Annotated in this window: 18 protein-coding genes; 12 read left to right on the forward strand and 6 right to left on the reverse strand. The window is 45.7% G+C overall.

Going from position 1 to position 23,678, the window contains the following annotated elements:
* Window positions 1-51 precede the first annotated feature (51 nt).
* Complete coding sequence (locus UCH007_RS04715) at window positions 52-546, reverse strand: hypothetical protein (RefSeq protein ID WP_231854678.1); 495 nt, start codon at window positions 544-546, stop codon at window positions 52-54.
* A 178-nt stretch (window positions 547-724) separates the two neighbouring features.
* On the opposite strand from UCH007_RS04715, the gene UCH007_RS04720 reads away from it, so the two are divergent.
* From UCH007_RS04720 to UCH007_RS04745, 6 genes are read left to right on the forward strand one after another with little or no spacing between them, the layout of a single operon-like run.
* Complete coding sequence (locus UCH007_RS04720; protein ID WP_046961190.1) at window positions 725-1,546, forward strand: radical SAM protein; 822 nt, start codon at window positions 725-727, stop codon at window positions 1,544-1,546.
* Between the two features lie 49 nt (window positions 1,547-1,595).
* Window positions 1,596-2,519 (forward strand): adenosylcobinamide-phosphate synthase CbiB, encoded by a 924-nt coding sequence (gene cbiB, locus UCH007_RS04725; protein WP_046961191.1) that lies wholly within the window; start codon window positions 1,596-1,598, stop codon window positions 2,517-2,519.
* A 33-nt stretch (window positions 2,520-2,552) separates the two neighbouring features.
* A complete protein-coding gene (locus UCH007_RS04730) occupies window positions 2,553-3,101 on the forward strand; it encodes a cob(I)yrinic acid a,c-diamide adenosyltransferase (protein WP_046961192.1) in 549 nt (182 codons plus the stop codon).
* A complete protein-coding gene (locus UCH007_RS04735) occupies window positions 3,101-3,883 on the forward strand; it encodes a carbon-nitrogen hydrolase family protein (RefSeq protein WP_023652476.1) in 783 nt (260 codons plus the stop codon). Before UCH007_RS04730 ends, UCH007_RS04735 begins: the two co-directional genes overlap by 1 nt.
* Before the next feature lie 33 nt (window positions 3,884-3,916).
* Entirely contained in the window at window positions 3,917-5,356 is a 1,440-nt protein-coding gene (locus UCH007_RS04740; protein WP_046961193.1) for a polysaccharide deacetylase family protein, read from the forward strand.
* Between the two features lie 8 nt (window positions 5,357-5,364).
* On the forward strand, window positions 5,365-6,027 hold the full coding sequence (locus UCH007_RS04745; protein ID WP_023652478.1) for a hypothetical protein: 663 nt from the start codon (window positions 5,365-5,367) through the stop codon (window positions 6,025-6,027).
* On the opposite strand, the gene UCH007_RS04750 is transcribed toward UCH007_RS04745, so the two are convergent.
* Window positions 6,024-6,845: a PrsW family intramembrane metalloprotease gene (locus tag UCH007_RS04750; RefSeq protein ID WP_046961551.1), complete on the reverse strand. Its 822-nt coding sequence runs from the start codon at window positions 6,843-6,845 to the stop codon at window positions 6,024-6,026. The two genes, UCH007_RS04745 and UCH007_RS04750, sit on opposite strands and share 4 nt — an antisense overlap.
* 152 nt (window positions 6,846-6,997) lie before the next feature.
* Between UCH007_RS04750 and UCH007_RS04755 the strand changes: the two genes are divergently transcribed.
* Window positions 6,998-7,729, forward strand: a complete 732-nt coding sequence (locus tag UCH007_RS04755; protein WP_046961194.1) for a hypothetical protein — start codon at window positions 6,998-7,000, stop codon at window positions 7,727-7,729.
* A 94-nt stretch (window positions 7,730-7,823) separates the two neighbouring features.
* On the opposite strand, the gene UCH007_RS04760 is transcribed toward UCH007_RS04755, so the two are convergent.
* Window positions 7,824-8,567: a response regulator transcription factor gene (locus UCH007_RS04760; protein WP_046961195.1), complete on the reverse strand. Its 744-nt coding sequence runs from the start codon at window positions 8,565-8,567 to the stop codon at window positions 7,824-7,826.
* Window positions 8,568-8,784: 217 nt separating this feature from the next.
* Complete coding sequence (locus tag UCH007_RS04765) at window positions 8,785-11,460, reverse strand: bifunctional acetate--CoA ligase family protein/GNAT family N-acetyltransferase (protein ID WP_046961196.1); 2,676 nt, start codon at window positions 11,458-11,460, stop codon at window positions 8,785-8,787.
* 483 nt (window positions 11,461-11,943) lie between these two features.
* On the opposite strand from UCH007_RS04765, the gene UCH007_RS04770 reads away from it, so the two are divergent.
* Entirely contained in the window at window positions 11,944-16,836 is a 4,893-nt protein-coding gene (locus UCH007_RS04770; RefSeq protein WP_082111139.1) for an Ig-like domain-containing protein, read from the forward strand.
* 114 nt (window positions 16,837-16,950) lie between these two features.
* Here UCH007_RS04770 and UCH007_RS04775 read toward each other — a convergent pair whose 3' ends face one another.
* Window positions 16,951-17,358, reverse strand: a complete 408-nt coding sequence (locus tag UCH007_RS04775; protein WP_046961552.1) for a Fur family transcriptional regulator — start codon at window positions 17,356-17,358, stop codon at window positions 16,951-16,953.
* Between the two features lie 116 nt (window positions 17,359-17,474).
* Window positions 17,475-18,293, reverse strand: coding sequence for an alpha/beta fold hydrolase (locus tag UCH007_RS04780; RefSeq protein WP_046961197.1), 819 nt, complete (start codon window positions 18,291-18,293; stop codon window positions 17,475-17,477).
* Between the two features lie 134 nt (window positions 18,294-18,427).
* Between UCH007_RS04780 and UCH007_RS04785 the strand changes: the two genes are divergently transcribed.
* The 4 genes from UCH007_RS04785 to UCH007_RS04800 all read left to right on the forward strand — a co-directional run bounded on the left by UCH007_RS04785 (window position 18,428) and on the right by UCH007_RS04800 (window position 23,461).
* Window positions 18,428-18,907 carry a MarR family winged helix-turn-helix transcriptional regulator gene (locus UCH007_RS04785; RefSeq protein ID WP_023652487.1) on the forward strand — a complete coding sequence of 160 codons (480 nt, stop codon included), beginning with the start codon at window positions 18,428-18,430 and terminating at the stop codon, window positions 18,905-18,907.
* Between the two features lie 41 nt (window positions 18,908-18,948).
* Complete coding sequence (locus tag UCH007_RS04790; protein ID WP_046961198.1) at window positions 18,949-21,174, forward strand: ABC transporter ATP-binding protein; 2,226 nt, start codon at window positions 18,949-18,951, stop codon at window positions 21,172-21,174.
* Complete coding sequence (locus tag UCH007_RS04795; protein WP_082111140.1) at window positions 21,171-23,084, forward strand: ABC transporter ATP-binding protein; 1,914 nt, start codon at window positions 21,171-21,173, stop codon at window positions 23,082-23,084. Before UCH007_RS04790 ends, UCH007_RS04795 begins: the two co-directional genes overlap by 4 nt.
* A gap of 77 nt (window positions 23,085-23,161) precedes the next feature.
* Window positions 23,162-23,461 carry a 4Fe-4S dicluster domain-containing protein gene (locus UCH007_RS04800; protein ID WP_046961199.1) on the forward strand — a complete coding sequence of 100 codons (300 nt, stop codon included), beginning with the start codon at window positions 23,162-23,164 and terminating at the stop codon, window positions 23,459-23,461.
* Window positions 23,462-23,678: the final 217 nt, after the last annotated feature.

Genomic DNA, 23,678 nt, shown 5'->3' on the forward strand with positions numbered 1-23,678 from the left:
AAGGGGTATTTACACCCCCTTCAATACGATAAACTTCCCGACAGGCACTTTTCATCCTAAACCGAATATGCCTTTTTTTATATCTAGCTTATCCCCCAGAACAGCTTCAAACAAACCTACCATTTCCTTGCTGGTACCATCAATAAAATATTCCTGTTTCCCACTTGCAGTTTCAATCTTTATCTCGGTAGTATCCGCCAGATTTTCATCGCCTGTTTTTTTCTTTACAATTACCTTTGAAATATTATCAAGCTGCAGCTGGAAATTCTCTTTGCTCTCCTCCAGTATAGACTCGACAGGCATATTATAGTACTTTTGATAAAGAGTAAATCCGCTTTTTATCTGGTCACCCCAGCGGGCAAAAAAACCTTTCCCTGCTTCTTTAGCGTTTTTCCGGGCTTCAGCAGCCGCATCTTTTACCATCTGGCTGGTCATTAAAGCAAATATAAAGCTCTGGTCTGTAACCACCAAAGAGTATGTATCCCATCTTCCCCATGACTTGGACTTCTTAAAATTAGGTACTACACCAAGGATTTTTTCTTCCACAGGGCACCTCATATACAAAGATTATCCATTTATAATAACAACCCCTTTCCCTTTTGCCAATACTTGCACAAAATGCATCTGAAAATCATTTAAAATTGTATATTTCCAAAACTCCAAAACTATTTCGGGGGAATATTGTGCTATAATGTTAGATAATTTTTTGTAGGAATATATATTTATGACCGCAAATTCTCATACACCACGTATTATGCCTGACCGCCAAGCCAACCCGGAAATGACCAATGTTTATCATATAGCCTATGCTCCCGGCATAAAAAAAGCCTATCTGTTTCATTGGAACTGCAACTTGAAATGCCGCGGCTGTCTATGCAAAAAAGAAATCAACTGTCTGGCCCTGGAAGAAAATCTGGACGTGGTCTCACGTGACCCCCATTTGTCACCACCCCGTGGTCCGGAATCGTTCCTGAGTTTAGACGGGATTATGGAAACCCTGCGCAAAGTAGAGCTCAAAGAAGTTCTATTTGAAGGGCAGGAAGCGACCATAGACCCCCATTTCGAAGAAATATGCCGCCGCCTTAAAGCCGAGTTTGGCGTCTATATAACCTTAAACACAAATGGGTTGAAACTGCCTGATCTTTCCAACATAGACGAGGTAGTTTTCAGCCTCAAAGCGGTTACTCCGAAACTCTATCTGGATTACACCGAAGTATCCAATACTAAAATGCTGAAAAATTTTGAAGCTATTTTCCGTTCGGGCAAAAAGCTTAGAGCCGAAATGGTATTTATACCCGGTTATATAGACTTGGCTGAAACAGAAGCTATTGCCAAGCATATTGCCAGTCTCAGCCCGAATATTCCCCTGAGGATAGATGCATATTTTGAATGCGGTGATAATACATGGCGAAGAGCTACTCAGGAAGAAATGAGCCAGGCAGTAGCTCTTGCAAAAAAATATCTCAGCACCGTTACCTGCACCCAGCAAACCACTGACAATCTGGATAAAAAAGACCTCTTTTTTGAGGTAAAACGGCTATTCTAAGCAAACTACCCTTTTAAAAATGTTAATCAGGTATAAATATTAGCTAACTGTGGAAACTGTATATATAATTGTACTTGCCATTGCTTTAGACTTGGTACTGGGTGAATATTCCGCACCTCTTCACCCGGTAGTTTGGCTTGGCAAATTCATATCCTTTCTGGATCGCTTCAGCCCGTCCCGCAATCCTAAAACCCAGTTTATTTACGGGGCATTCTTAAGCATACTAACCGTAAGCATATCCTTTACAGCGGTATTCTTCATTCTGGGATATCTAAAAGATTTTAACACCCTGATCTATGTGTTTGCAGGAGGGCTGATACTTAAACCCGCTTTTTGCCTTCGTGAGCAGTGGGCAATAGCACTTAAAATAAAAAAACTGCTTGAAAAAAACAGCTCCGGTGCTCCGCCTAAAGAACTGGAAACCCTGCTGGGCACAGTCCCGCATGATAAAGAAAGCCTTAGCCGTGAGGATATTATCTCCGCTTCCATACGCTCCATCTCAGAAAATGCCAGTGATTTTTTCGTTGCCCCCTTATTTTACTTTATACTTTTGGGCATACCGGGAGCATTTGCCTACCGTGCTATAAACACGCTGGACAGCATGATAGGTTTTCACGGCAAATACGAATATCTGGGCAAATTTGCCGCCCGTCTGGACGACGTGGCTAATTTCATCCCGGCCCGGCTGACTGCTCTACTTTTTATAACCGGTGCATTTATCATTCACCAGAATCATAAACAGGCACTTCGTTCTGCCATTTCAGACCATGCCAAGACTACCTCCCCAAATGCAGGCTGGCCGATGGCCGCCATGGCAGGGGCATTGGATGTTTCATTGAAAAAGGCCAGGTGCTACACTATGGGTAAATCTCTCCGTCCGCTAAGTACCCTATGTTTGAGTAGAGCGGCCAGACTTTATAAAACCAGCATGTTTATCTGGGCAGGCATATGCATAGCCATAGTCTGGATATAAATAATATCCCCTAATATATGCAGGAGTTGAAAAGTGAATGACACCCGGCAGACTACTAAATACAATACAGGTCTTGTCCAGATATTTACCGGAGAAGGCCGCGGCAAAACTTCGGCGGCACTGGGGACAGTTATGCGGGCGTCCGGATACGGGCTGAAAGTTTATATAGTCTTTTTTATGAAGGGTATTCACGAAGGCGGTGAATATAACTCACTTAAGCGTCTGCCGGGTATAGATTACGCCATTTTCGGCCGCAGTGATTTTATGGGCCCGCAGTATACCACTCAAGCAGACTTGGATTACGCCCAAAAAGCCCTGGCTGAAGCAAAAAAAGTGATTTCCTGCGGTGAGTATGATGTAGTAATGCTGGATGAAATAAACACAGCCTCCGCCTGGAAACTAATAAATGTAGACGAGGTGGTTGAACTGGTAAAATCCAAACCCCCAAAAGTAGAGCTGATACTGACCGGACGCCATGCGGATACCCGTCTAGTGGTGCTGGCAGATCAGGTAACTGAACTGGTCAACCGTAAACACCCGTTTGAAAAAGGGGTGGACGCAAGACAAGGGATAGACTACTGATGACCAGAATTATTAAAGTAGCCATGTTGCACATTGAACCCAGAACAGCGGATATAGACACGAACCGCACCTTAATATCCAATGCCCTCCGTAAAGCTGCTCAGGCCGGGGTAAAATGGGTGCTCACGCCAGAGATGGCTGTTTCAGGCTATTTTTTTGAAGAAGTTATCGGTACAAAATGGATATCCCCTCAACCTGACTCATGGCTTAAAAAGATATTGGAGTTATGCAAATCTTTAGATGTGGGGTTGTTCCTTTCCTACCCTGAAAAAGACCCGTCAAGCGGCAAATGCTATAACTGTCTGTTTGCTGTAAACCGCCAGGGAGAACTTGTCGGCAAACACTGCAAAATAGAGGTACACCCCGGTACAGAAGAAGGCTGGTCAAGCCCCGGATGCCGCCTTTCCGTCTTTGAAATGGACGGTTGCAAGCTGGGTATGCTTATCTGCGCAGATACCTACGATGGTGAACATGCCAAGATACTTGCAAAACATGGTGCCGAAATTATTATTGTGGCTGCAGCCTGGGGAAATAAATACCCGCCGGAAGAGCGCTGGAAAAAACGTTCAGCTGAAACAGGCCTGCCGCTTTGGGTTTGCAACCGCACAGGCAAAGAAAACCAGGTGGATTTCACTCAAGCCAGAAGCGTGGTAGTTGAAGACGGGTGTGAAAAGCTGGTTTACCTTGGAGAAACCCCTGCCATGCTTGTTTATGATTTTGATACGGCTACCAAAAAAACCCTCAGCCGATCTTTCACGGTTATTGACATGCCCCTGCTATGACATGTTTTGACATATAGGCTATAATAACACCGTATGATCAGTGTTGTATTGCCTGCTTGCAATGAGGAGCTATTTCTTCCGCGTTGTCTTGACAGCATATGCCAACAGGACTTTGACAGCTATGAAATCATAGTAGTGGTAAACGGCAGTACAGACAAAACCGCACTGGTTGCCCGCAAATACCCTGTAAAAATACTGCATTGTGAAAAACACAGCGCTTTTTATGCCCGCCAGATAGGTGCGGCAGCCGCGGTAGGTGAAATAATTGTTCAGGCCGATGCCGATACCATTTACCCCCGGGACTGGCTCTCCCGCATATACGCAGACTTTAAACACCAGCCTTCAGCGGTAGCGGTCGCTGGTATATACAGATATGCTGACCCTCCGTGGTGGGCATTTCTGGAGTATCTGCTGCGCCTGATATGCAACGCCTATACCTACCTGTTTCACGGCCGCCCCATGCTTATTTCCGGGGCTAACTTTGCCTTTAAACGCCACGTATTTGAACGGATTGGCGGCTACCATGTAAGTACCTTTTCGGCAGACCAGTATGATATATCCACCCGGCTTAGCCGGCAGGGTAAAGTACTCCTTGACCGCCGTTTGGTAGCCACTACTTCCGCCCGAAGAGTACACAAGCCATTTTTCAGAATACTCCGTGATGTATTTAAGAATATAGCCATGGTAACCGGCTGGGTTTTTCAGCATATCGGACAATTTTTCCACCGTTTGTACCGCAGCCCCTTATTTTTCCGTTCAGCGAAAAATACTCTACCCATACTCGGCTTAGTGGGCATACTCTTCTGGGGATACGCCAGCCCATCTTCCCAGCTGTTCGGCAAGGTGTATTTTGAAGGTGAAGGGCATACAAAGATTATAGCTCTTACGTTTGATGATGGTCCCAATCCCGAATACACCCCCGAAATACTGGCTATCCTGGATAAATATGGCATAAAAGCCACCTTTTTTGTGGTGGGCAAAAATGTAGAGACCTACCCTGAACTAACCAGAGAAATACTTGAGCGCGGGCATATACTGGGCAACCATTCTTACTGCCATAATGCCAACCATGCCCTGTCTGATTTCGGGGCAAAAGATATACTGCGATGTGCGGAGGTTATCTGTAAATCCACCGGCGTTACCCCTTGTCTTTATCGCCCGCCATATGGAAAAAGGTCTCCCTGGGAATTGTCAGCCGCAAGCGAAATGCAGATAGTAACCATCAACTGGGGATATGCAGTGGAAGGTAAAAATCTGGGTGAAACAGACAATGCTCTTTCAAAGATACTCGATAAAATCAGCCCCGGCTGTATTCTACTATTCCATGACGGATATGGCGTAGACTCAAACAGCCTTCAATCTGACTGCCAGCTGACTGTTAAGGTACTGGATAGCTTGATATCAAACCTGCTCCATCAGGGCTATAAATTTATTACTGTGCCCGAAATGCTGGGGCTGAGTGCTTACAATTAGGTATTGCAGTGGATTTTGAAGCGCTAATCACCCAGAGTGTTGCCATGCTCTCGGAATTTAATCTGGTAGTATTGGTGATACTGTTCGGTATCTGTTTTATCAGTGAAACTGTCGGTCTCACCATACCTTATCTTTTGGAAACAGCCTGGCTGATGGGCGGCTATCAGGCAGCTAACGGAGAGTTGTCTATATGGCTTCTGATACTTTTGATACTGGTAGCTCAGGCTGGCCGCCAGATAGGGGCTTTAGCTCTATCACGTTTGGGCAGAGTAGGCAGCGGCCCCATTGAAAGGTTTATTACTTTTCTGCGTACCAGAACCCCTCTTAAGAAAATGTCCGAATCACCTGCCCTCCAGAAAATAAACTTTTATTCCCCCTTTGCCATAGCTGTAGGCAGATTTATGTGGCTGCGTATACCGCTGACCCTGCTTATGGGTGCTAAACGCAAAACCAAAGTACTGATGCTTGGGGTGTTGATATCCGGTTTATTTTATGATGCCCTGTATGTTATCTTCGGAGCAGTCGTAGGAAAGGTATTTACGTTAAACCCTGTCCAAATGGTAATCATCTTCACGAGTGCATTGACCGTTCTTTATATAGGCACTTTTGCTATCCAGCAGATTGTAAGCCGCTTGAAAAAGAAACCCGCAAAAACTCTGCCGCCGGTCTAAAATAATAAATCTTTCCGCCGCAGTTGGTAACGGGCATGACGTATAGCCCTTATAAGTAGAAGCAGACTTAAAACAGCCACCGCCAGCAGCACTATTGCCGCCCAGACAACAGGTAGATTCAACCCGCTGGCTATATCCCATACAATATGGAGACCCACTGCCAGTATAAATGCGCCAATAACCGCCAGATTTAGAGGCCCTCTGTTATATTCAACTCGTTGCCTCCACAAAATAGCACAGACTATACCCGTCCAGGCGGCATGTCCGGCAGGAGATAATAACCCCCTGAAAAGAAGCACCTGCTCCAGAAGGTTTATATCCCCCTGACTCTGGATAAGGCTGACTACCCCATAACCCATAGTTTCCAAAGCTGCAAAACCCATACCGGCCGCCACTCCAAACAAAACCCCGTTAGCCTCAGCCCTGAAACCTCCGCCCCAGAAAAGCATCATCGGGAATATTAGTTTGGCTGCTTCCTCTATAACCCCCACTGTCAGCAGTCCGGACGGACTCAGACTGGAAACAGTGGCATATTCCAGCATGCCGGCCATCAAAAGTCCAATTATTCCGCCCACAAAGAAACTGGCCAGCACCCAGCGGATATTTATATTTGCCAGTGGCAGGCGTTCATATATAAAAACCACGAAAGTTACCGGCATAATGAAAGCGCCCAAAACTACCAACAGCGGCAAAAAATTAGTCCCGTGGGTCAGTTTGATAAGCTGCTCGGCACCTAAAAACAAACCTAACCCGCCTATCAGCACCCATATCCAGCGGTAGGTAGTCAGATATATTTTAATATTCTTCAGATAATTCATATCCGCAAATATAAGCGTAACATCAAAAGGGCGCGCCTTCAATCACCCATATGGCTAAAATATAAATATACGCCATATCTATTGAATAACCCGACTGGAACACTTATAATCCCTTCATCTTTAAAAATTATAACGAACGGGAGGGTTAATAGATGGTAAAAGGTATTGTTACCGCTATCATAACATTTGCGGTACTTATACTGGCCGCCGCAGTGCTGATTATGGGCTATCTGGGTATAATGCCGGGTGTTTCCAGCTTGATGGGATCAGACAAACCGCGTGATTTGGGTGTAACCGCCACCAGTCAGGACTATCAAACTATGGTTTCTAAAAGCGGTGTTACTATAGGTACTTTACCATCTGACACCCCTCCGGCAGACAGCATTATTTTTTCAGGCTCCCGCATCGTTAATACCTCTTACACTGCTGAGGAATTGACCGCTTTCGTAAATCAAACTAATTACAGGTACACACCGGTAAAAAATTTTCAGGTAAGAATAAACAATGACGGGACAGTAGAATGTTCCGGAATTTTTGATATAAAAGTAATTCAGGATTTTATTACTGCTATGGACGGCAATGCCGAAGTTTCTGAGTACTGGAACAAATACAGCCGCTATTTTATATCCAATCCTGCTTTTTATGTTAAATGCACACCATCCATGACCAATAACCATCTATCCTTGCAGCTAGAAAAATTTGAGCTAGGCAGGTTTTCCATACCACAGGCTGCTTTGGATGAACTTAGCAGCAAACTCATCACCCTGACAGATGGTCTCATCAGCCATATACCCGGCCTTTCCGTCAATTCTATTACCATGGTAAACGGCAAAGCTGTATTCAATATGATCGGCCACAAGTATATATCTATAGCCACGCCATAAATGCCGTTTGTACTGAAAACAAAAAAGGGGGAAGCGTATACGCTTCCCCCTTTTGACTAATATCCCGCATCATCAATAATACAATCTAATAAAGCTAAACAAGTCCGAATTTCACAGCCGCAATACCTGCCAGAGTACGGTTAGAAACATTTAGTTTGGTCATAATACCTTTTACATATTTTTTAATGGTAATTTCAGCATAATTCAAATTAACACTGATTTCCTTGTTGGTATAGCCGCGGGCAACCATAATAAGTATCTCCAATTCACGCGGAGAGAGTACATCTTGCGGTATTATACTGACCGCAGCAGATGAATATTCATTTACCATGTTCCGGCTGACAGTCTTTTCATTTACAAAGCAGGCAAGATTCTTAGAGGCAATTTCAAGCAAATTTCCCTGCCAGACACTGCCGCCGCAAGCTACTACCCTAATAGCATTGGAAAGAAGCTCAAGCGGGCAATCTTTGGTTAAAAACCCGTTCATTCCGCTAGACAAAGCCTCTGTTGCGTATTGTTCTGCTTCATAGCCGGTAAGGATTATAACCTTTATCAGGGGATAGATTGTTTTCAACTGCTGGCGGAGTTCACACCCGCCGGTACCTGAGATTTTTATATCGGTTAAGACAACCTGCGGTTTTAATTCTGCTGCCAGCCTAAGTGTATCCGGGACATTGTCAGCTTCGCCTATTATCTCAATATCTGATTCAGAGTGTAGGATCTTTCTCAGCCCTTCTCTGGCAACTTCATGATCATCTACAAGTAATACCCGAACGGGTGAAGTGCAATGACCTGTTTTGGGAGAGGATTTGCTGGGTTTCAAAATTATTTTTTCCACGGCCATCCCTTAATTTTCAGGTATACAAAAAGACAAGAATACAACCAGTATCCATACAATCAAAGCATTTCTCATGATACTACGCATAAGCACGGAATAAAAGCCCTAAATTTTATTTCGGGTTGTTATTTTTGTTTGAATCAAACTGATAAATACAAGAAAGCGGCTCCGTGTACACGGAGCCGCTTCAATCAATGATTGTTCTTGCAGTCTGGTTTTAGAGTTCCAGATTAACTTTATATTCGGTGGATTTATCCTTCTTAACGTTAAAGCCGAAATCCTTGCACAGGTTCAGCATAACCACGTTTTCAGCCAACACCACACCGTAGAAATTCTTCAAACCTTTTTCGCGGGCAATGCCTATCAGCATATCCAGCAGTTTAGCGCCCAGTTCATGGTGCTGGAAATCATCAGCCACCAGTACCGAGAACTCACCGCCCAATCCGCTGTGATCAATAATCAAACGGCCTACACCCACATTGCGTTTTTTACCCTTGTCGTTATACTCGGCAATAATGGCCATTTCGCGGTCATAATCAATATTGCAGAAACGCACCAGCAGGGAATGGTTGATGTCCTTGAGTATGTGGAAGAAGCGCATACGTGAAGATTCTTCGGACAAACCTTCCAGCAGGGCTTTTTCCATAGGCTCGTCTTCAGGGCGGATAGGCCTGAGGATAACATCACGTCCGTCCTTGGTATGCCACGGTTTGATATACTTGGCCGGATACGGGGTAATAATAAGATGATTATGATCACCCGCCGGATTTTTAATGTATTCTTCGTCTATGATTATGCGGGCATCCAGGGCAATGGCCTCTGAACCCAGCAGTGCCAGCGGGTTAATATCAATCTCCATAATCTCAGGAAAATCCACCAGCAAGTTGGAGAACTTGACCAGAGTTTCCTCAAGCAAACGTAAGTTCGCCGGGGGTTTGGTGCGGAAACCCTTGTAAAGCATTTCGTAGATTTTAGTGCCTTCCATGACCCGTCTGGCAAGTACCTGATTAAGGGGCGGCAGACCTACAGCCACATCTTTTTGGAATTCGGCTTCAATACCGCCGGAGCCAAACAGGATAACCGGCCCGAAGACAGGGTCTTTCTTTGAGCCGATAATCAGCTCGTAGTCATATTTGTCTACCATTCGCTGCAGGGTTACACCTTCAATACTGGCCGCAGGACAAGCTGCCTTTACATTTTCCATCATGGTGGTAAAGGCTTTTTCAACTTCAGCCTCAGTTTTAAGCCCAAGGATAACCCCACCCACGTCTGATTTATGGGAAATATCCGGCGAAGCAATCTTCATCACTACCGGGAAACGCAGAGCGGACGCAATCTGGGCGGCATCTTTGGCATCCCGTGCCAAAAACGGTACGGTAGCATCAATGCCGTAGGCCTGAAGGAACTTTTTGGATTCAGTTTCGGAAAGAAGAGTGCGCCCTTCGCTGGCCACCTTCTTGAGGATAGTCCGTATATACTCTTTGGAAGGGTCAACGTCTACTGCCAGCTCTTCAGGGGTTTCATAAAGGTTTTCAAGTCCGCGAGCATAGCGATACATGAAAATATAGCCCTTAACCGCCTCTTCGGGGAACTCAAAACTGGGTATATTGTTCTGATAGAAGAGCTTCCGGGCCTCGGCCACGTTGGCATCACCCATCCACGAAGTAAGCACAGGTTTCTTGCTCTTCTTGGCAATTTTGACAATGGTTTTAGCAATATCCAAAGGATTAGCCGCACCCTGGGGAGTGTAAATAACCACTACGCCATCCACCCCGGGGTCTTTAATGGCAGCTTCAAGGGTGACTGCATACCTTTCAGGGTCTGCATCTCCCAGAATATCCATGGGATTGCCTTTGCTCCATGAAGGAGGCAAAACCGGATTCAAAGCGGTAACAGTATCGTCAGATATATGAGCCAGTTTGCCCTTCTGTTCCATAAGGGAATCAGTAGCCAACACAGCAGGGCCGCCGGCGTTGGTTACAATAGCTAGATTCGGTCCTTTTGGCAGATTTGAAGTATTCAAAATGGCGGCGCAGCTGAAAAGGTCACCAATGTTGTCTACCCGAACCACGCCTGCCCGCTGGAAAATGGCGTCTACAAACATGGCATTACCCACCATGGAACCTGTGTGGGATTTGGCTGCCTGAGCGCTCTCTTCAAAGCGGCCGGGTTTGATAACGATAATAGGTTTGGTGCGGGCAAAACCGCGGGCGGCACTCATAAATTTTTTAGCTTCGCCCATGGTCTCCAGATATACAATAATACTCTTGGTATTTTCATCAGTACCAAAGTAATCAATCAAATCACCGAAATTGACATCCATCATAGAGCCGATAGAAGCAAACCCTGAAAAGCCCACATTCCGGGCAATAGCCCAGTCAAGTACAGCCGAGCCCAAAGCACCGCTCTGTGACAGGAAAGCCACGTTGCCTGTTTTGGGCATTTCCATACGGGCAAAGGTAGCATTGAAACCGCTTGCGGGGCTCATAGTACCCATACAGTTGGGGCCTATGATCCGGATACCATACTGTTTAGAAATTTCGGCAATTTTGTCTTCAAGGGCTTTACCCTCAGGCCCAACCTCTTTGAAGCCGGCCGAGATGATAATAACGGACTTAGTGCCCACTTTACCGGCATCTTCAATAACCTGGGGTACAAACTTGGCAGGGACTACCACCAGTACCAAATCAGGTACTTCGGGCAAGTCTTTCAGAGTAGGATAGCATTTCTGTTCCAGTACAGACTCACGGTTCGGGTTAACCGGATAAACAGCCCTTCGGTCTTTACCTTTGATAAGATTCTGAAGGATAATTTTACCGGTTGAACCTTCTTTGTCTGTTGCGCCTACCAGAGCTACACTCTTAGGGTTGAAAAATAGCTTGATTTTGTCCACGTTTCTCCTCTAGTAAATTACTTGTGGGCAAAGAGGCTGATAAGTCCGCTCAGGGAAGATTATTACGGGAAAAAATAAAAAAACTTCCCCCACGGTATTTTTCTGCCCAGCGCCGATGTGCAATAGAATACCATGACCCATACCCACTTTTCAAAGTTTTGCCTCAGTTATTTAAATATTTTAAGTCATTTTTCAAGGTTTATACCTAAATATCAGAATATTCACCGTAAATGCCGGAAAATATTTTTCACCCACAGCAATATTTCATTACCCTCCAGCATCAAATCTCATATTGAACAAATCTTAACCGGAAATATTCAATGGACTTTTAGTAATTTTGAGACATATTACCTATATCTTTCTATTGACACCAGCAATATAATAAGGGGTAACAATATATTGGGAATATATGGCATGTCCATTTGTGACCTCTGCTGATTAAGAAATAAATATTCCAATAAACCAGGATGAGGAGTATGAGATATGATTTTGAAGCAAGGCCTGAAACTGTTTAGCCGTTTAGTACTCACTTTTGCCCTGCTGTTTCCCACTCTGCTGGCTGTTACCCCTGCCAGTACCATTTCTGCCAATACCTTTGCCGAATCAAGCCAGCTTTCGGTAACAGACGGGGTTTACACTGATTGGGGAAGTATGGCAACCCCCAGTCAGGGAGTGCATGTCTGCACAGATTATTCCAATAACGGCGTTGGTGACGGGTCTGGCTTTACCAATACCAGCAGCGATATAACCAATATCTGGGTAGCTCTTTCGAGCAGTTCAAACGGGCTTCTTCCGGCCAGTCCATCCAATCTTATAGAAAATATTTACTACCGCATAGACACCCGCGGTACTTCTATGAATCCCGGACAGAGTTATTTTATCCAGCTGAATCTGGGCATAGCCCCGGCAGGCAAAGCTGACCACCTGCTGCAGATATGGGCTCACAGTACCGAAACCCCCCAAATTAAAATCGTACTTTACCAGTACCAATCACCCTACCCCAATATAGGGGCTTTTACCAGCGGCAATTTTATTGGACTGCTATCCAATGTGGCTAATCCGTTCCCCGGTTTTACCGGCATGGTAGATGCCAATGCCGCCGGACGGCTGGCGATTTCTGACGGAACCCACTATAGTTTTGAAGCAAAAATACCATTTAACTGGTATACAGATAACGGCACAGTCACCGATGACGGCAGCGGCATGGCAACTATGATAACTGCTATTTATACCGCCACTGGCTCCATAGGGGCAGTGGGAACAGTCAAAGACACTGTCACCAACAGTTTCGGAGAAACCTGTGCAGCCAAAATTGATGTCACTACCGGTGATGTAAGCCTGCTTACCCCGTATATGATTTTCACTACTTCTCCGCAAACAGTTGGGGCGGGACTTTCATCATCTATCATTACCGTGCGGCTTAATGATTCCTTCGGCAACCCCAAAAATTACGCCGCAGATACTTATTTAAACCTTACCAGTTCTTCACCTACCGGCGTTTTCAGCCTGACCCCGCTGGGTGCGGCAATAACCCAGATACTCACAAATTCCAGCCAGTCAACTGTGTCTTTCTATTACCGTGATACCACGGCAGGGACTTACACTATAGAAGCGTCTGAAACACCCTCCAGAGGTTATACAGACACCACCCAGTCCATTATCATAACTACAGGTGCACCGGCATCTCTGACACTAAGCCCGGCTGCATCAAGCAACAATATTTACACTTCCAGCAATTATGCGGCCCGCCTAACCGATGCTTACGGCAACCCCATAGCCGGTGCGGCTATAGATTTTTCACTAAGCGGCACAGGCAGCATAACCTATGAAGACAGCCTGACGGATTCACAGGGATATGCCCATGCCATACTTTTTTCTACTGCCGCGGGTACTGCCACCCTGACAGTGACCTCAGGTTTGCTTAGCGACACCTCTGACCAAACATGGGTCGGGGTTGACCATTTTGAGGTTATTGTAAGCCCCACACCTGATATTGTGGCCGGGGAAGATTTCAGCATAACAGTAAATGCCAGAACAGCAGATAACAGCCTGCTGGACACTTATAACGGACCGGTTACACTCTCAGATATTACCGGCACTTTGAGCACACTCAGCATCACTCTAGTTAACGGCACTGCTACCATTACTGATGCCACTGTTACCCAGGCCTATGAACATGACACGATAACTGCCACGGACGGTCTGGTAAGCGGTACAAGCACCCAGTTTAACGTAATAGCCGCGGACATATATTCTTTGATACTGACCGCTTCGGATACAAATCCTTATGCAAATACTACCGTGCTTATTACCGCCACCGCCACAGATTACTTCGGAAATCCGGTACCCGGAAAAACTATTACCTGGGAAGCACTGGCAGATGACGGTATATTAGTCCCCTTGGATACAATAACTGATACCAACGGGGAGGTACACGCCAACCTAAGCTGGAATACAACCGGTGTTTCCACCGTTCAGGCAACATACGGCTCACTCACACCATCTGTTGTTGTAACATGGCAGGCAGGAACACTTTCCTATTTTGCATTTGACTATATCAACAACGTAACTGCCGGTACTGATGTGGTTTGTGTTATCTATGCCAAAGACTCAGCCGGCAATACCCTGCCAGGATATACCGGCCCGGCTACCCTTACCTTTTACAGCCTTACCGGCGGAGCATTACTTAACTACCCGTCTCTAGGTTTTACTGCTGGAAGCGTTACCCTCAATATCAGCTACACTACAGCCGGAACAAACTATTATCTGATTGCAGTTGACAATGCCGACCCCGCTATAACCGGCCAGAGCAACTACTTTGACATCACTGCCGGTGATGCCGCCAATATAACCCTTACCCCTGCCGCCAGCGCAGATTTGGTAGGCAACACTCAGCACTTTACCGCCACCGTGACTGATGCATATGGCAATCCTGTTTCCGGCGAAGCGGTAAGCTGGTCTCAGACCGGCTCAAATACTATTAACTACTCCGAGAGTTTTACAGATGCAAATGGACAGGCACACGCCAGTATTATCTCAGCTGTCATTACATCATCCAGCGGTTCAATTACCGCTACTATCACAGCTGACAATGACAGCTCCAGTGTAGACTGGATAGCGGTAGATCATTTTGAAGTTATTGTCAGCCCTACTCCGGATATTGTAGCCGGGGAAAATTTCAGCATAACGGTAAATGCACTTGATGACACGGATACTCTGATAACCATTTACAACGGAACAGTCAATCTTTCAGAAATGACCGGCTTCCTCAGTCCGCTCACTATTACGCTGGTAAACGGTACCGCTACCATTACAAATGCTGCTATCACCAAAGCATACGAGCATGACCAGATATTTGCCACAGACGGAATAGCAGACGGAGTAAGCAACTTATTTAATATTATCGCAGGTGCAGCAGCCACTCTTGACCTTACCCCTGATATTGCCAGTGTTGTTGCCGGCAGCCTGCAAACAGTACAGGTAAGCGTTTATGACGCCTACGGCAATCTGGTTACCGGTTATACAGGCACAGTTGTGTTTACTTCCACAGATACGCTGGCAACCCTGCCCTTTGATTATACTTTTACGGCGGCAGATGCCGGCACACATACCTTCAGCGGTGAACTTATACTCCGCACCGCTTCTTCAGTTACCCTGACTGCAGATGATTCGTCTATGTCAGATACCTCTAACTATACTGTAGGCACTGCCGAAATGGCCCATTTTATATTTACCCCCATATACAGCCATCAGGACGCAGGCGTACCTTTTGATATTACCGTACTTGCCAAAGATGAATTCGGCAATACTATTACCGGCTATAACGGACCGGTAACTATAATAGATCAAACCGGCAGCCTATCCCCCCAGACTATTACCCTGACAAACGGCACAGGCACTATAAGCATCAGCATCACCACTGCCTATCTGGGAGATTTCCTGAATGCTACAGACGGCACTTACAACGGTAAAAGCGGCAACTTTGATGTATACGCCGGAGCTCCTTTCAGCCTGAGCCTTAACCCCGAAACCGCAAGCGGCTATACCGGCGGAACCACCACTCTTACGGCTTTGCTGACAGACCAGTACGGCAACCCAGTACCAAACGAATCTATTGACTGGGAGATTATCAGCGGTTCGGGTATTTTCCCTGACAGCGGTACTACCACCCATAGCACTGCCACAGACCTTAACGGGCAATCAGTGGTGGCAGTTCAATCCAACGCTATTGGTACTACCACTATACAGGTAACCCATGCGGCTCTAAACGATACTTCCGTGATAAATTGGGATATCAATTATATTTACCATATCCAGTTCACTATCATACCCGGTACGGTAAGTGCAGGGGTGCCATTTTCCGTAACTATCAGCATAGTTGACCAGTTTGGCAACATAGCCACCGGATTTAACGGGCCGCTTACCCTTTCCGACCTTAGCGGCAGTCTATCACCGACAATAGTAAATTTGGTAAACGGAATAGCTATAGTCAACCTCACTATCAACACTCCGTTTAGTTCTGACTACATCACAGCAAACGGTTTCGGCATGAGCGGCACAAGCAATTCCTTTAATGTAGTAGCAGGTGCGGCACCTGCCTACCGTTTAGATCTCACCCCGAACAGCGGTACAGCCACTGCAGGAAGTCCTGTAAGCGTTACTGTGACCGTCTATGACCAGTTTGGACAGATAGCCAGCACCTATACGGGCACCATCCATTTCAGTTCGTCAGACTTGTCAGCCCTGCTGCCTGCCAATTACACATTTACTGCCGCAGATGGAGGTGTCCATACTTTCATTCTGGGAGTTACCTTTAATACCAACGGCACACAAACTCTGACGGCCACAGATATAAACACCGCATCACTTACAGATACCTCAAGCTGGGTTATTACCGGAGCTGACGGCCCCTCACAACCTCCCGTCACTCCGCCTGTAACACCGCCGGTTAACCCTCCGGTAAATCCTCCGGTTACGCCACCAGTGACACCTCCGGTAACACCGCCTGATACATCTTCAACTTCCGGTTTACCGGTTTGGGGCTGGATACTGATAGCACTGGTGACTATCCCGATTCTGCTGTTAGGTATCATTTATATCCGAAGCGGCGTTTACGGGCACGTACGCTGTACCAGTGAAAACAAGCTGATAAAAGATGCCCGCGTTATTCTGAAAGATTCAAAGGGGAATGTAATAAGAGAAGCTATTACTGATGCCAACGGATATTTCTACTTTGGAGGGCTCAAGTCCCAGGTATACTACCTTACCGCTACCTATCCCACCTGTAACCCCAGCCCGGCCAATGAGGGAATGGTAGAAACAGGAAAACTGAAACGCATCCACCATGACCTCACATTGGTAATGCCCAAAGAGTAGCTTTAGGCAAAATAAAATATATTAAGGGGCGGAAATGAAAGTTTCCGCCCCTTCTTTATCGAATGCAATAATCTATACTATCTGTTTTAAATGAATATACTTTCAGCCACACACTTATTTGCGGCAATCAGCGCAAATACCGTTTATAACCATGTGGCTCAGATTTGGGGAAAAACCGTATTCTGACTGGATATCACAGCGAAGTTTTGCCAGCATCTCGTCACTGCATTCTATCCATTGTCCGCAGCGGCTGCATATAAGGTGATGATGATGCCCTTCGTCAGAATGGTGATATACAGTCTGGTCATCTATCTTGCTCTTAACCACACAACCAATACTCTCCAGCAAATCCAGCGTGCGGTAGACAGTGGAGCGATTGATATCAGGAAACTGCTCCTGAACCTTGTTTATTATCTCTTCAGCAGTCACATGGGCAGGAACAGAATGGATAACATCAACTACCAGCTTACGCTGGAGAGTCAGCTTATAACCGGACTGCTTTATAGTATTTAAACAACTCATCTCAGTTTCACCTTGTTGCATTATAACAAGCATCAGGCATATGTCAAGAATAACTATCGTTGTTGCCCTGTCTGCTTTTGTAAGTTTTCCAAAGCACTAACACTGCCGCTCAGGCGTCAATTTTCGGTATTTGAGTGATATCGGATTTCCTCTTTCAGCAAAGCTATGAATTCTTCCCTCGCATACGTTTCATGCCACGGGCAATGACCGCACCGCCTGAGCAAAACCGGAGAAAACTTCGTCAGATTGTTTACTAAATATTCGAAGACTGGTTTTGCAGGGTGAGGATCATAGTCCCCGTGAATAGCAATCACCGGACATTCCAGCAAAGCCAAATACCCTTCAAACTTATTTCCCTGCCGCAAAGAAAGCGCTTCCTGCCAGACAGATTTATACGTTTGGTAACTGCACTCTGCCGCTGTATCAGGCAGATTCAGGGAAGAATATGTATCCGCCTGCAGAAACAGTTTCCCGACCTCAGCCATAGCCTCATCAGCAATAGCAGTATTATCAGCTTCAGCCAGCAGCCGATTCAAAGCTGTTAATCTACCCCTCTGTTCTGTATTCAACCGCCCCAGGCGGATATCAGCAATGCCATTTGCCTCTGTCTGACAGAATGGCGGGCAAGATACCAGTATCAGCTTTGAAATATACTGCGGGCAGGCCGCTGCCAATATAATACCCAGCCATGCTCCCCATGAATGACCCAACAGCAGCACTTTTCGCTGCCCTATACTGGCAATAACATCCCGCAGATAATCTATCTGTGCCTTTATGCTGAGACTGTAAAGATGCGGCTCAATAACCCCCTTTATTTGGCTTATATCCTCTGCCAAGTGGGCCAATTCCCCGCCTGCACCCGGCCCGCCGTGCAAAAACATCAAAGTGTATGGCGGTTTTCCGTGAAGGACAAAACTGTCAGTTAAAATACTCATACCCGAATATTAACACTATCAGCCATAAAACCAAATGATTCTTTTGAGCAAACTAATCACCCGCTTGACAAATTTCTATTTAGCTACTAAATTATATAGTAACTAAACTATAAAAGGAAGGACTCTAAAAGCAGATGCCCGAAAAGCAACTCCGGAAAGAAACTGATACGGTAAGAGATGAGCTGTTACAGCAACTTCTTTTACGTATGTTTTCTTTAATGAAAAATGTTCAGCGGGATGCTTCTGTAATAAAGCCCTCCCTCAGCCCTCCCCAAGCCAGATTGGTCTTGATAATCAGCAGGTACAATGATGCGGGAATATCCGTCAAGGAGCTAGCCCGCCTGACTTCAGTAACCCCCGGTGCCATTACCCAATTTATAAATACATTAGTCGATAAAAAACTGATAACAAGGGAAACAGACCCGGCTGACAGACGCAGTATAAAGATAAAACTGACCCCGTCTGCCAGAAATGAAATCCATCAGTTTAAAAATGAACTTTTCAGCTCTGCAATCAAAAAATTTGACGTTCTGAACACTGATGAACTTAAAGAGCTAACCAGAATAATTGCCAAGGTCAGCCCTGAAATAGTCACCAAAGAAGAAATGTTTTAGCTCCTTAACAGATAGACTGCCTTCTCAGGAGGAGATACCCTTTGTGGAAATTAATTAAATCGCTTAAACCGTTTACCTGGTCTGTCATATTTATTTTTATCCTGCTGCTGGGTCAGGCTATGAGTGACTTGTCTTTGCCGGACCTTATGTCAAAAATTATAAACATAGGCGTACAGCAACAGGGCATTGAAAATGCCACCCCTACGGCTATACGTTCCAGTGAAATGTCCCGCATACTCCTTTTTGTAGACAGTGAAGACAAGGCAGCGGTCACCGGGTACTACATACTGCTGGATAAAGATTTGCTGCCTGCCGCTGAATATAACCAATACCTGGAATCCTATCCCGGTTTGGCAAACGAACCTATATACAAGCTGAATACTGATGATGAAAATGCCCTAAACCGCTTAAACACCGTTATGCCTCTGTCGATACTGATGGTATCGTATATTGAAAATGGAACGGCGGCTGATATCCTGGGCGACCAGTTTGAACTGCCTGACGGAGCAGATATATTTGAGGCACTGGCAAATTTACCGGCAGAACAGCTTGATACCATTATCCAGAGTGCCAAAAGCCATCTGTCCGCTATACCCAAAAGTATGGTTGCCCAATCCGCCGTAAGTTATCTGGCCACAGAGTATCAAACTATCGGCATTGACCTGAACAGGCTGCAAATGAACTATATGTTCAGAATCGGCGGACTGATGCTACTGCTTACACTGGTCAGTGTAACCCTTTCGGTTACCGTGGGGTTTCTGTCCGCAAGGGTAGCCGCAGGCTTCGGCAGGGACACCCGCCGCAAGGTTTTTATTAAGGTGGAAAGTTATTCCAACAGTGAATTCGATAAATTTTCTACGGCCTCGCTGATAACCCGCTCTACCAATGATATCCAGCAGATACAAATGATACTGGTCATGCTGCTCAGGATTGTATTCTATGCACCTATTATGGGTGTAGGCGGCATAATCAAAGCTCTGGGACAGGATGTCTCCATGTCATGGATTATTGCCTCCGCCGTAATGGCAATACTGGCTATGATAGGCGTAGTTTTCGCAGTAGCAATACCCAAGTTCAGAATAATCCAGAAGTTTGTTGATAAATTAAATCTGGTTACCCGTGAGATGCTAAGCGGACTGATGGTTGTACGCGCATTCAACAAGCAGCAACTGGAAGAAACAAAATTTGAAAAAGCCAACGCAGACCTTACTAAAACATCTCTGTTTATCAACCGGGTAATGGTATTTATGATGCCGGCCATGATGCTGATAATGAACGGGGTAGGAGTGCTGATTATCTGGGTGGGAGCACATCAGATAGATGCAGGTGCCATGCAGGTAGGCAATATGATGGCCTTTATGCAGTACTCCATGCAAATTATTATGGCTTTCCTTATGGTCTCCATGGTATTTGTCATGATGCCCAGAGCTACCGTATCCGCCCAACGCATTGCGGAGGTACTGGAAACTGAACCAGCCATCAAGGACCCCGAAAACCCCATAAGCTTTGATACCAACACCAGAGGCAAAGTGGAATTTCAAAAGGTAGGTTTTAAATACCCCGGCGCAGATGATTATGTCCTGAAGGATATTTCTTTTGCGACCAAACTCGGGCAAACTACCGCCATTGTAGGCGGCACAGGCAGCGGCAAATCAACTCTGGTTAATCTCATTCCCCGCTTTTACGATATAACCGAAGGCCAGATTTTGATAGATAACACTGACATACGCAGTGTCACCCAGTATGCCTTGCGGGATAAAATCGGATACATCCCCCAAAAAGCCGGCTTATTCTCTGGCACTATAGAGAGCAATATAGGGTATGGAAATGAAAATGCGGATGAAGATTTACTAAAAAAAGCCGCCCGGATTGCCCAGCTGACAGAATATATTGACACTGCTGAAAACAGCCTCCAAACACCTATCTCGCAGGGAGGGGCAAATATATCCGGCGGTCAAAAACAAAGGATGGCTATTGCCAGAGCCGTAGCCAAGCAACCAGAAATATATATCTTTGATGACAGCTTCTCCGCCATTGATTTCAAGACAGATGCGGCTCTGAGAAAAGCCCTCAAAAAAGAGACTCACAATGCTACGGTCTTGATTGTAGCCCAAAGGATAAATACCGTTATGCATGCCGAGCAGATTATCGTGCTGGACAACGGGCGGATTGCCGGAAAAGGCACCCATAAAGAGCTGATGGAAAACTGCACAGTATACCGCGAATTGGCCCTCTCACAGCTATCCATGGAGGAGTTATCAGCATGAGCCAGAACAGAAATACCCCCCGAACCCAAATGCCGGTGAGCGGCGGACCTATGGGCGGCGGCATGCACATGGGCGGCGGTCCTATGGGCGGAATGCGTATGGCTCATTCAGGTGAAAAAGCCAGAAATTTTAAGGACACCATGGCCAGCCTTTTGAAATACCTGACACCGTACCGTTTTACGCTTATTATTGCTCTGGTATTAGCCATTTTGGGTACGGTATTTACCATTATCGGCCCGAAACTGTTAGGCAATGCAACCACCAAGCTTTTTGAAGGTTTGGTCAGTAAAGTTACTAATGCAGCAGGTGCCGGCATTGATTTTACCTATATTGGCAATATCGTACTGATTCTGGTTGGGCTATACGCAATCAGTGCCATATGCAGCTATATTATGGGCTACATAATGACCGGCGTATCCATCAAGGTTACTTATGACCTGCGTAAGCAGATAGCCGAAAAAATAAACCGCCTGCCAATGAAATTCTTTGACAACAAGACCTACGGCGAAGTGCTGAGCCACGTAACCAACGATGTTGATTTGATATCCAACACCCTGACCCAGAGCATGTCACAAATGGTCACCTCTATAGTTACCATACTGGGCGTACTGGTGATGATGTTCACTATAAACTGGGTTATGGCACTGGCTTCGCTGATAATAGTCCCCGTCTCTATAGGCCTGATTTCCATGATTGTCGGGCGGTCCCAAAAATATTTCCGCAAACAACAGGACTATCTGGGTCATATAAACGGCCATGTGGAAGAAATGTATTCCGCCCACAATGTTATGAAAGCCTTTAACGGTGAGGCAAAATCCATAGCCAAATTCAAAGGGCTGAATGAAGAGCTATACGGTGCATCCTGGAAAGCCCAGTTTTTATCCAGCATTATGATGCCCATGATGAACTTCATAGGCAACCTGAGTTATGTGGTTGTATGTATTCTGGGCGGCTTTTTGGCCATACAAAAAACTATTCAGGTAGGCGATATACTGGCCTTTGTCCAGTATGTCAGGTCATTTACCCAGCCACTGGCGCAAACCGCCAATATTGTAAATGTACTCCAGTCTACAGCGGCAGCAGCCGAGCGTATTTTTGAATTTCTGGGAGAAGACGAGGAAGTACCCGAACCGTCTAACCCGGTCAGCCTGAAGGATATTTCAGGTGCTGTCAGCTTTAAAGATGTGTCCTTTGGCTACAGCCCGACAAAAACTATAATCAAAGATTTCAATGCAGATATAAAACCCGGCCAGCGGGTAGCCATTGTAGGCCCTACGGGCGCAGGTAAAACTACCATGGTCAAGCTGTTGATGCGTTTTTATGATGTAAACAGCGGAGCGATTCTGGTAGACGGGGTCAATATACAGAATATAAAGAGACAGGAATACCGGAATGCTTTCGGCATGGTACTTCAGGATACATGGCTCTTTAATGGCAGCATTATGGATAATATCCGCTTCGGCAAGCTGGACGCAACTGACGAAGAGGTCTATACCGCAGCCAAAACTGCCTACGTAGACCATTTTATACACACCCTGCCTAGCGGATATGAAATGATAATGAACGAGGAGTCCAGCAATATTTCCCAAGGTCAAAAACAGTTGCTGACCATTGCCAGAGCCGTTTTGGCCAACCCCAAGATTTTAATTTTGGACGAAGCTACCAGCTCGGTAGATACCAGAACTGAAATGCTGATCCAACGAGCAATGGAAAATCTGATGAAAGGCCGGACCGCATTTATAATTGCCCACCGCCTGTCCACAATCCGCAACGCAGATATAATCCTTGTAATGAAAAACGGCGAGATTGTGGAACAAGGTAACCATACAAAACTGCTCGAAGCAAATGGATTTTATGCTTCACTTTATAACAGCCAGTTTGAATCAGGAATGGCAGAAGCAGACTCTTAATCTGATTTTTACCCCGGTATAACCCCGCTTTCAGACTTTGTGGCAAGCTAATTATATATATTTTAGAAAGGCAAAACATGCAGTCAAACAGCCATAAACATAATCCAGGTGATTTTACCCCTGTAATAAACACTTCAAAATGCGAGGGAGACGGAGAATGCACCATGGTATGCCCCAATAGCGTATTTGAAATATATCACCTATCTGCGGAAGAAAAAGGCCGTCTGCCCTTTATAGCCAGACTGAAAGTATCGGCACATGGCGGTAAACAAGCCCGTTTAATTCATGCGGAACGCTGTGAAGGCTGTGGCAATTGCGTAAGCGCCTGCCATGAAAAAGCCGTTAAATTAAAGAAAAACCAGACAGCTGATACTTAAAAATAACCGGCAAAAGCCCAAGGGGCGTTTTATATTCAGATGGTTGCGAGGAAGCGGCAGCGGATTATTGACCAAGCAGGATGCCATATCTTAAACCCTGTTCCAGCCTTATAAGTAAATAACACACCATTGATAATAAATATGTCTGAACTAGGTGAACACAGCTAAACCCGATATGTGGGGCTTTGTAAAACTATGCTGAAGAAGGTAATAAAAC

The organism is Dehalococcoides sp. UCH007, assembly GCF_001010485.1.
GTDB classification, from domain to species: Bacteria; Chloroflexota; Dehalococcoidia; order Dehalococcoidales; family Dehalococcoidaceae; genus Dehalococcoides; species Dehalococcoides mccartyi_A.

Coding starts and splice junctions, on each gene's coding strand:
- UCH007_RS04720 (WP_046961190.1), top strand. CDS start 725: ATGACCGCAAATTCTCATACACCACGTATTATGCCTGACCGCCAAGCC.
- UCH007_RS04735 (WP_023652476.1), top strand. CDS start 3,101: ATGACCAGAATTATTAAAGTAGCCATGTTGCACATTGAACCCAGAACA.
- UCH007_RS04740 (WP_046961193.1), top strand. CDS start 3,917: ATGATCAGTGTTGTATTGCCTGCTTGCAATGAGGAGCTATTTCTTCCG.
- UCH007_RS04750 (WP_046961551.1), bottom strand. CDS start 6,845: ATGAATTATCTGAAGAATATTAAAATATATCTGACTACCTACCGCTGG.
- UCH007_RS04755 (WP_046961194.1), top strand. CDS start 6,998: ATGGTAAAAGGTATTGTTACCGCTATCATAACATTTGCGGTACTTATA.
- UCH007_RS04770 (WP_082111139.1), top strand. CDS start 11,944: ATGATTTTGAAGCAAGGCCTGAAACTGTTTAGCCGTTTAGTACTCACT.
- UCH007_RS04775 (WP_046961552.1), bottom strand. CDS start 17,358: ATGAGTTGTTTAAATACTATAAAGCAGTCCGGTTATAAGCTGACTCTC.
- UCH007_RS04780 (WP_046961197.1), bottom strand. CDS start 18,293: ATGAGTATTTTAACTGACAGTTTTGTCCTTCACGGAAAACCGCCATAC.
- UCH007_RS04785 (WP_023652487.1), top strand. CDS start 18,428: ATGCCCGAAAAGCAACTCCGGAAAGAAACTGATACGGTAAGAGATGAG.
- UCH007_RS04795 (WP_082111140.1), top strand. CDS start 21,171: ATGAGCCAGAACAGAAATACCCCCCGAACCCAAATGCCGGTGAGCGGC.
- UCH007_RS04800 (WP_046961199.1), top strand. CDS start 23,162: ATGCAGTCAAACAGCCATAAACATAATCCAGGTGATTTTACCCCTGTA.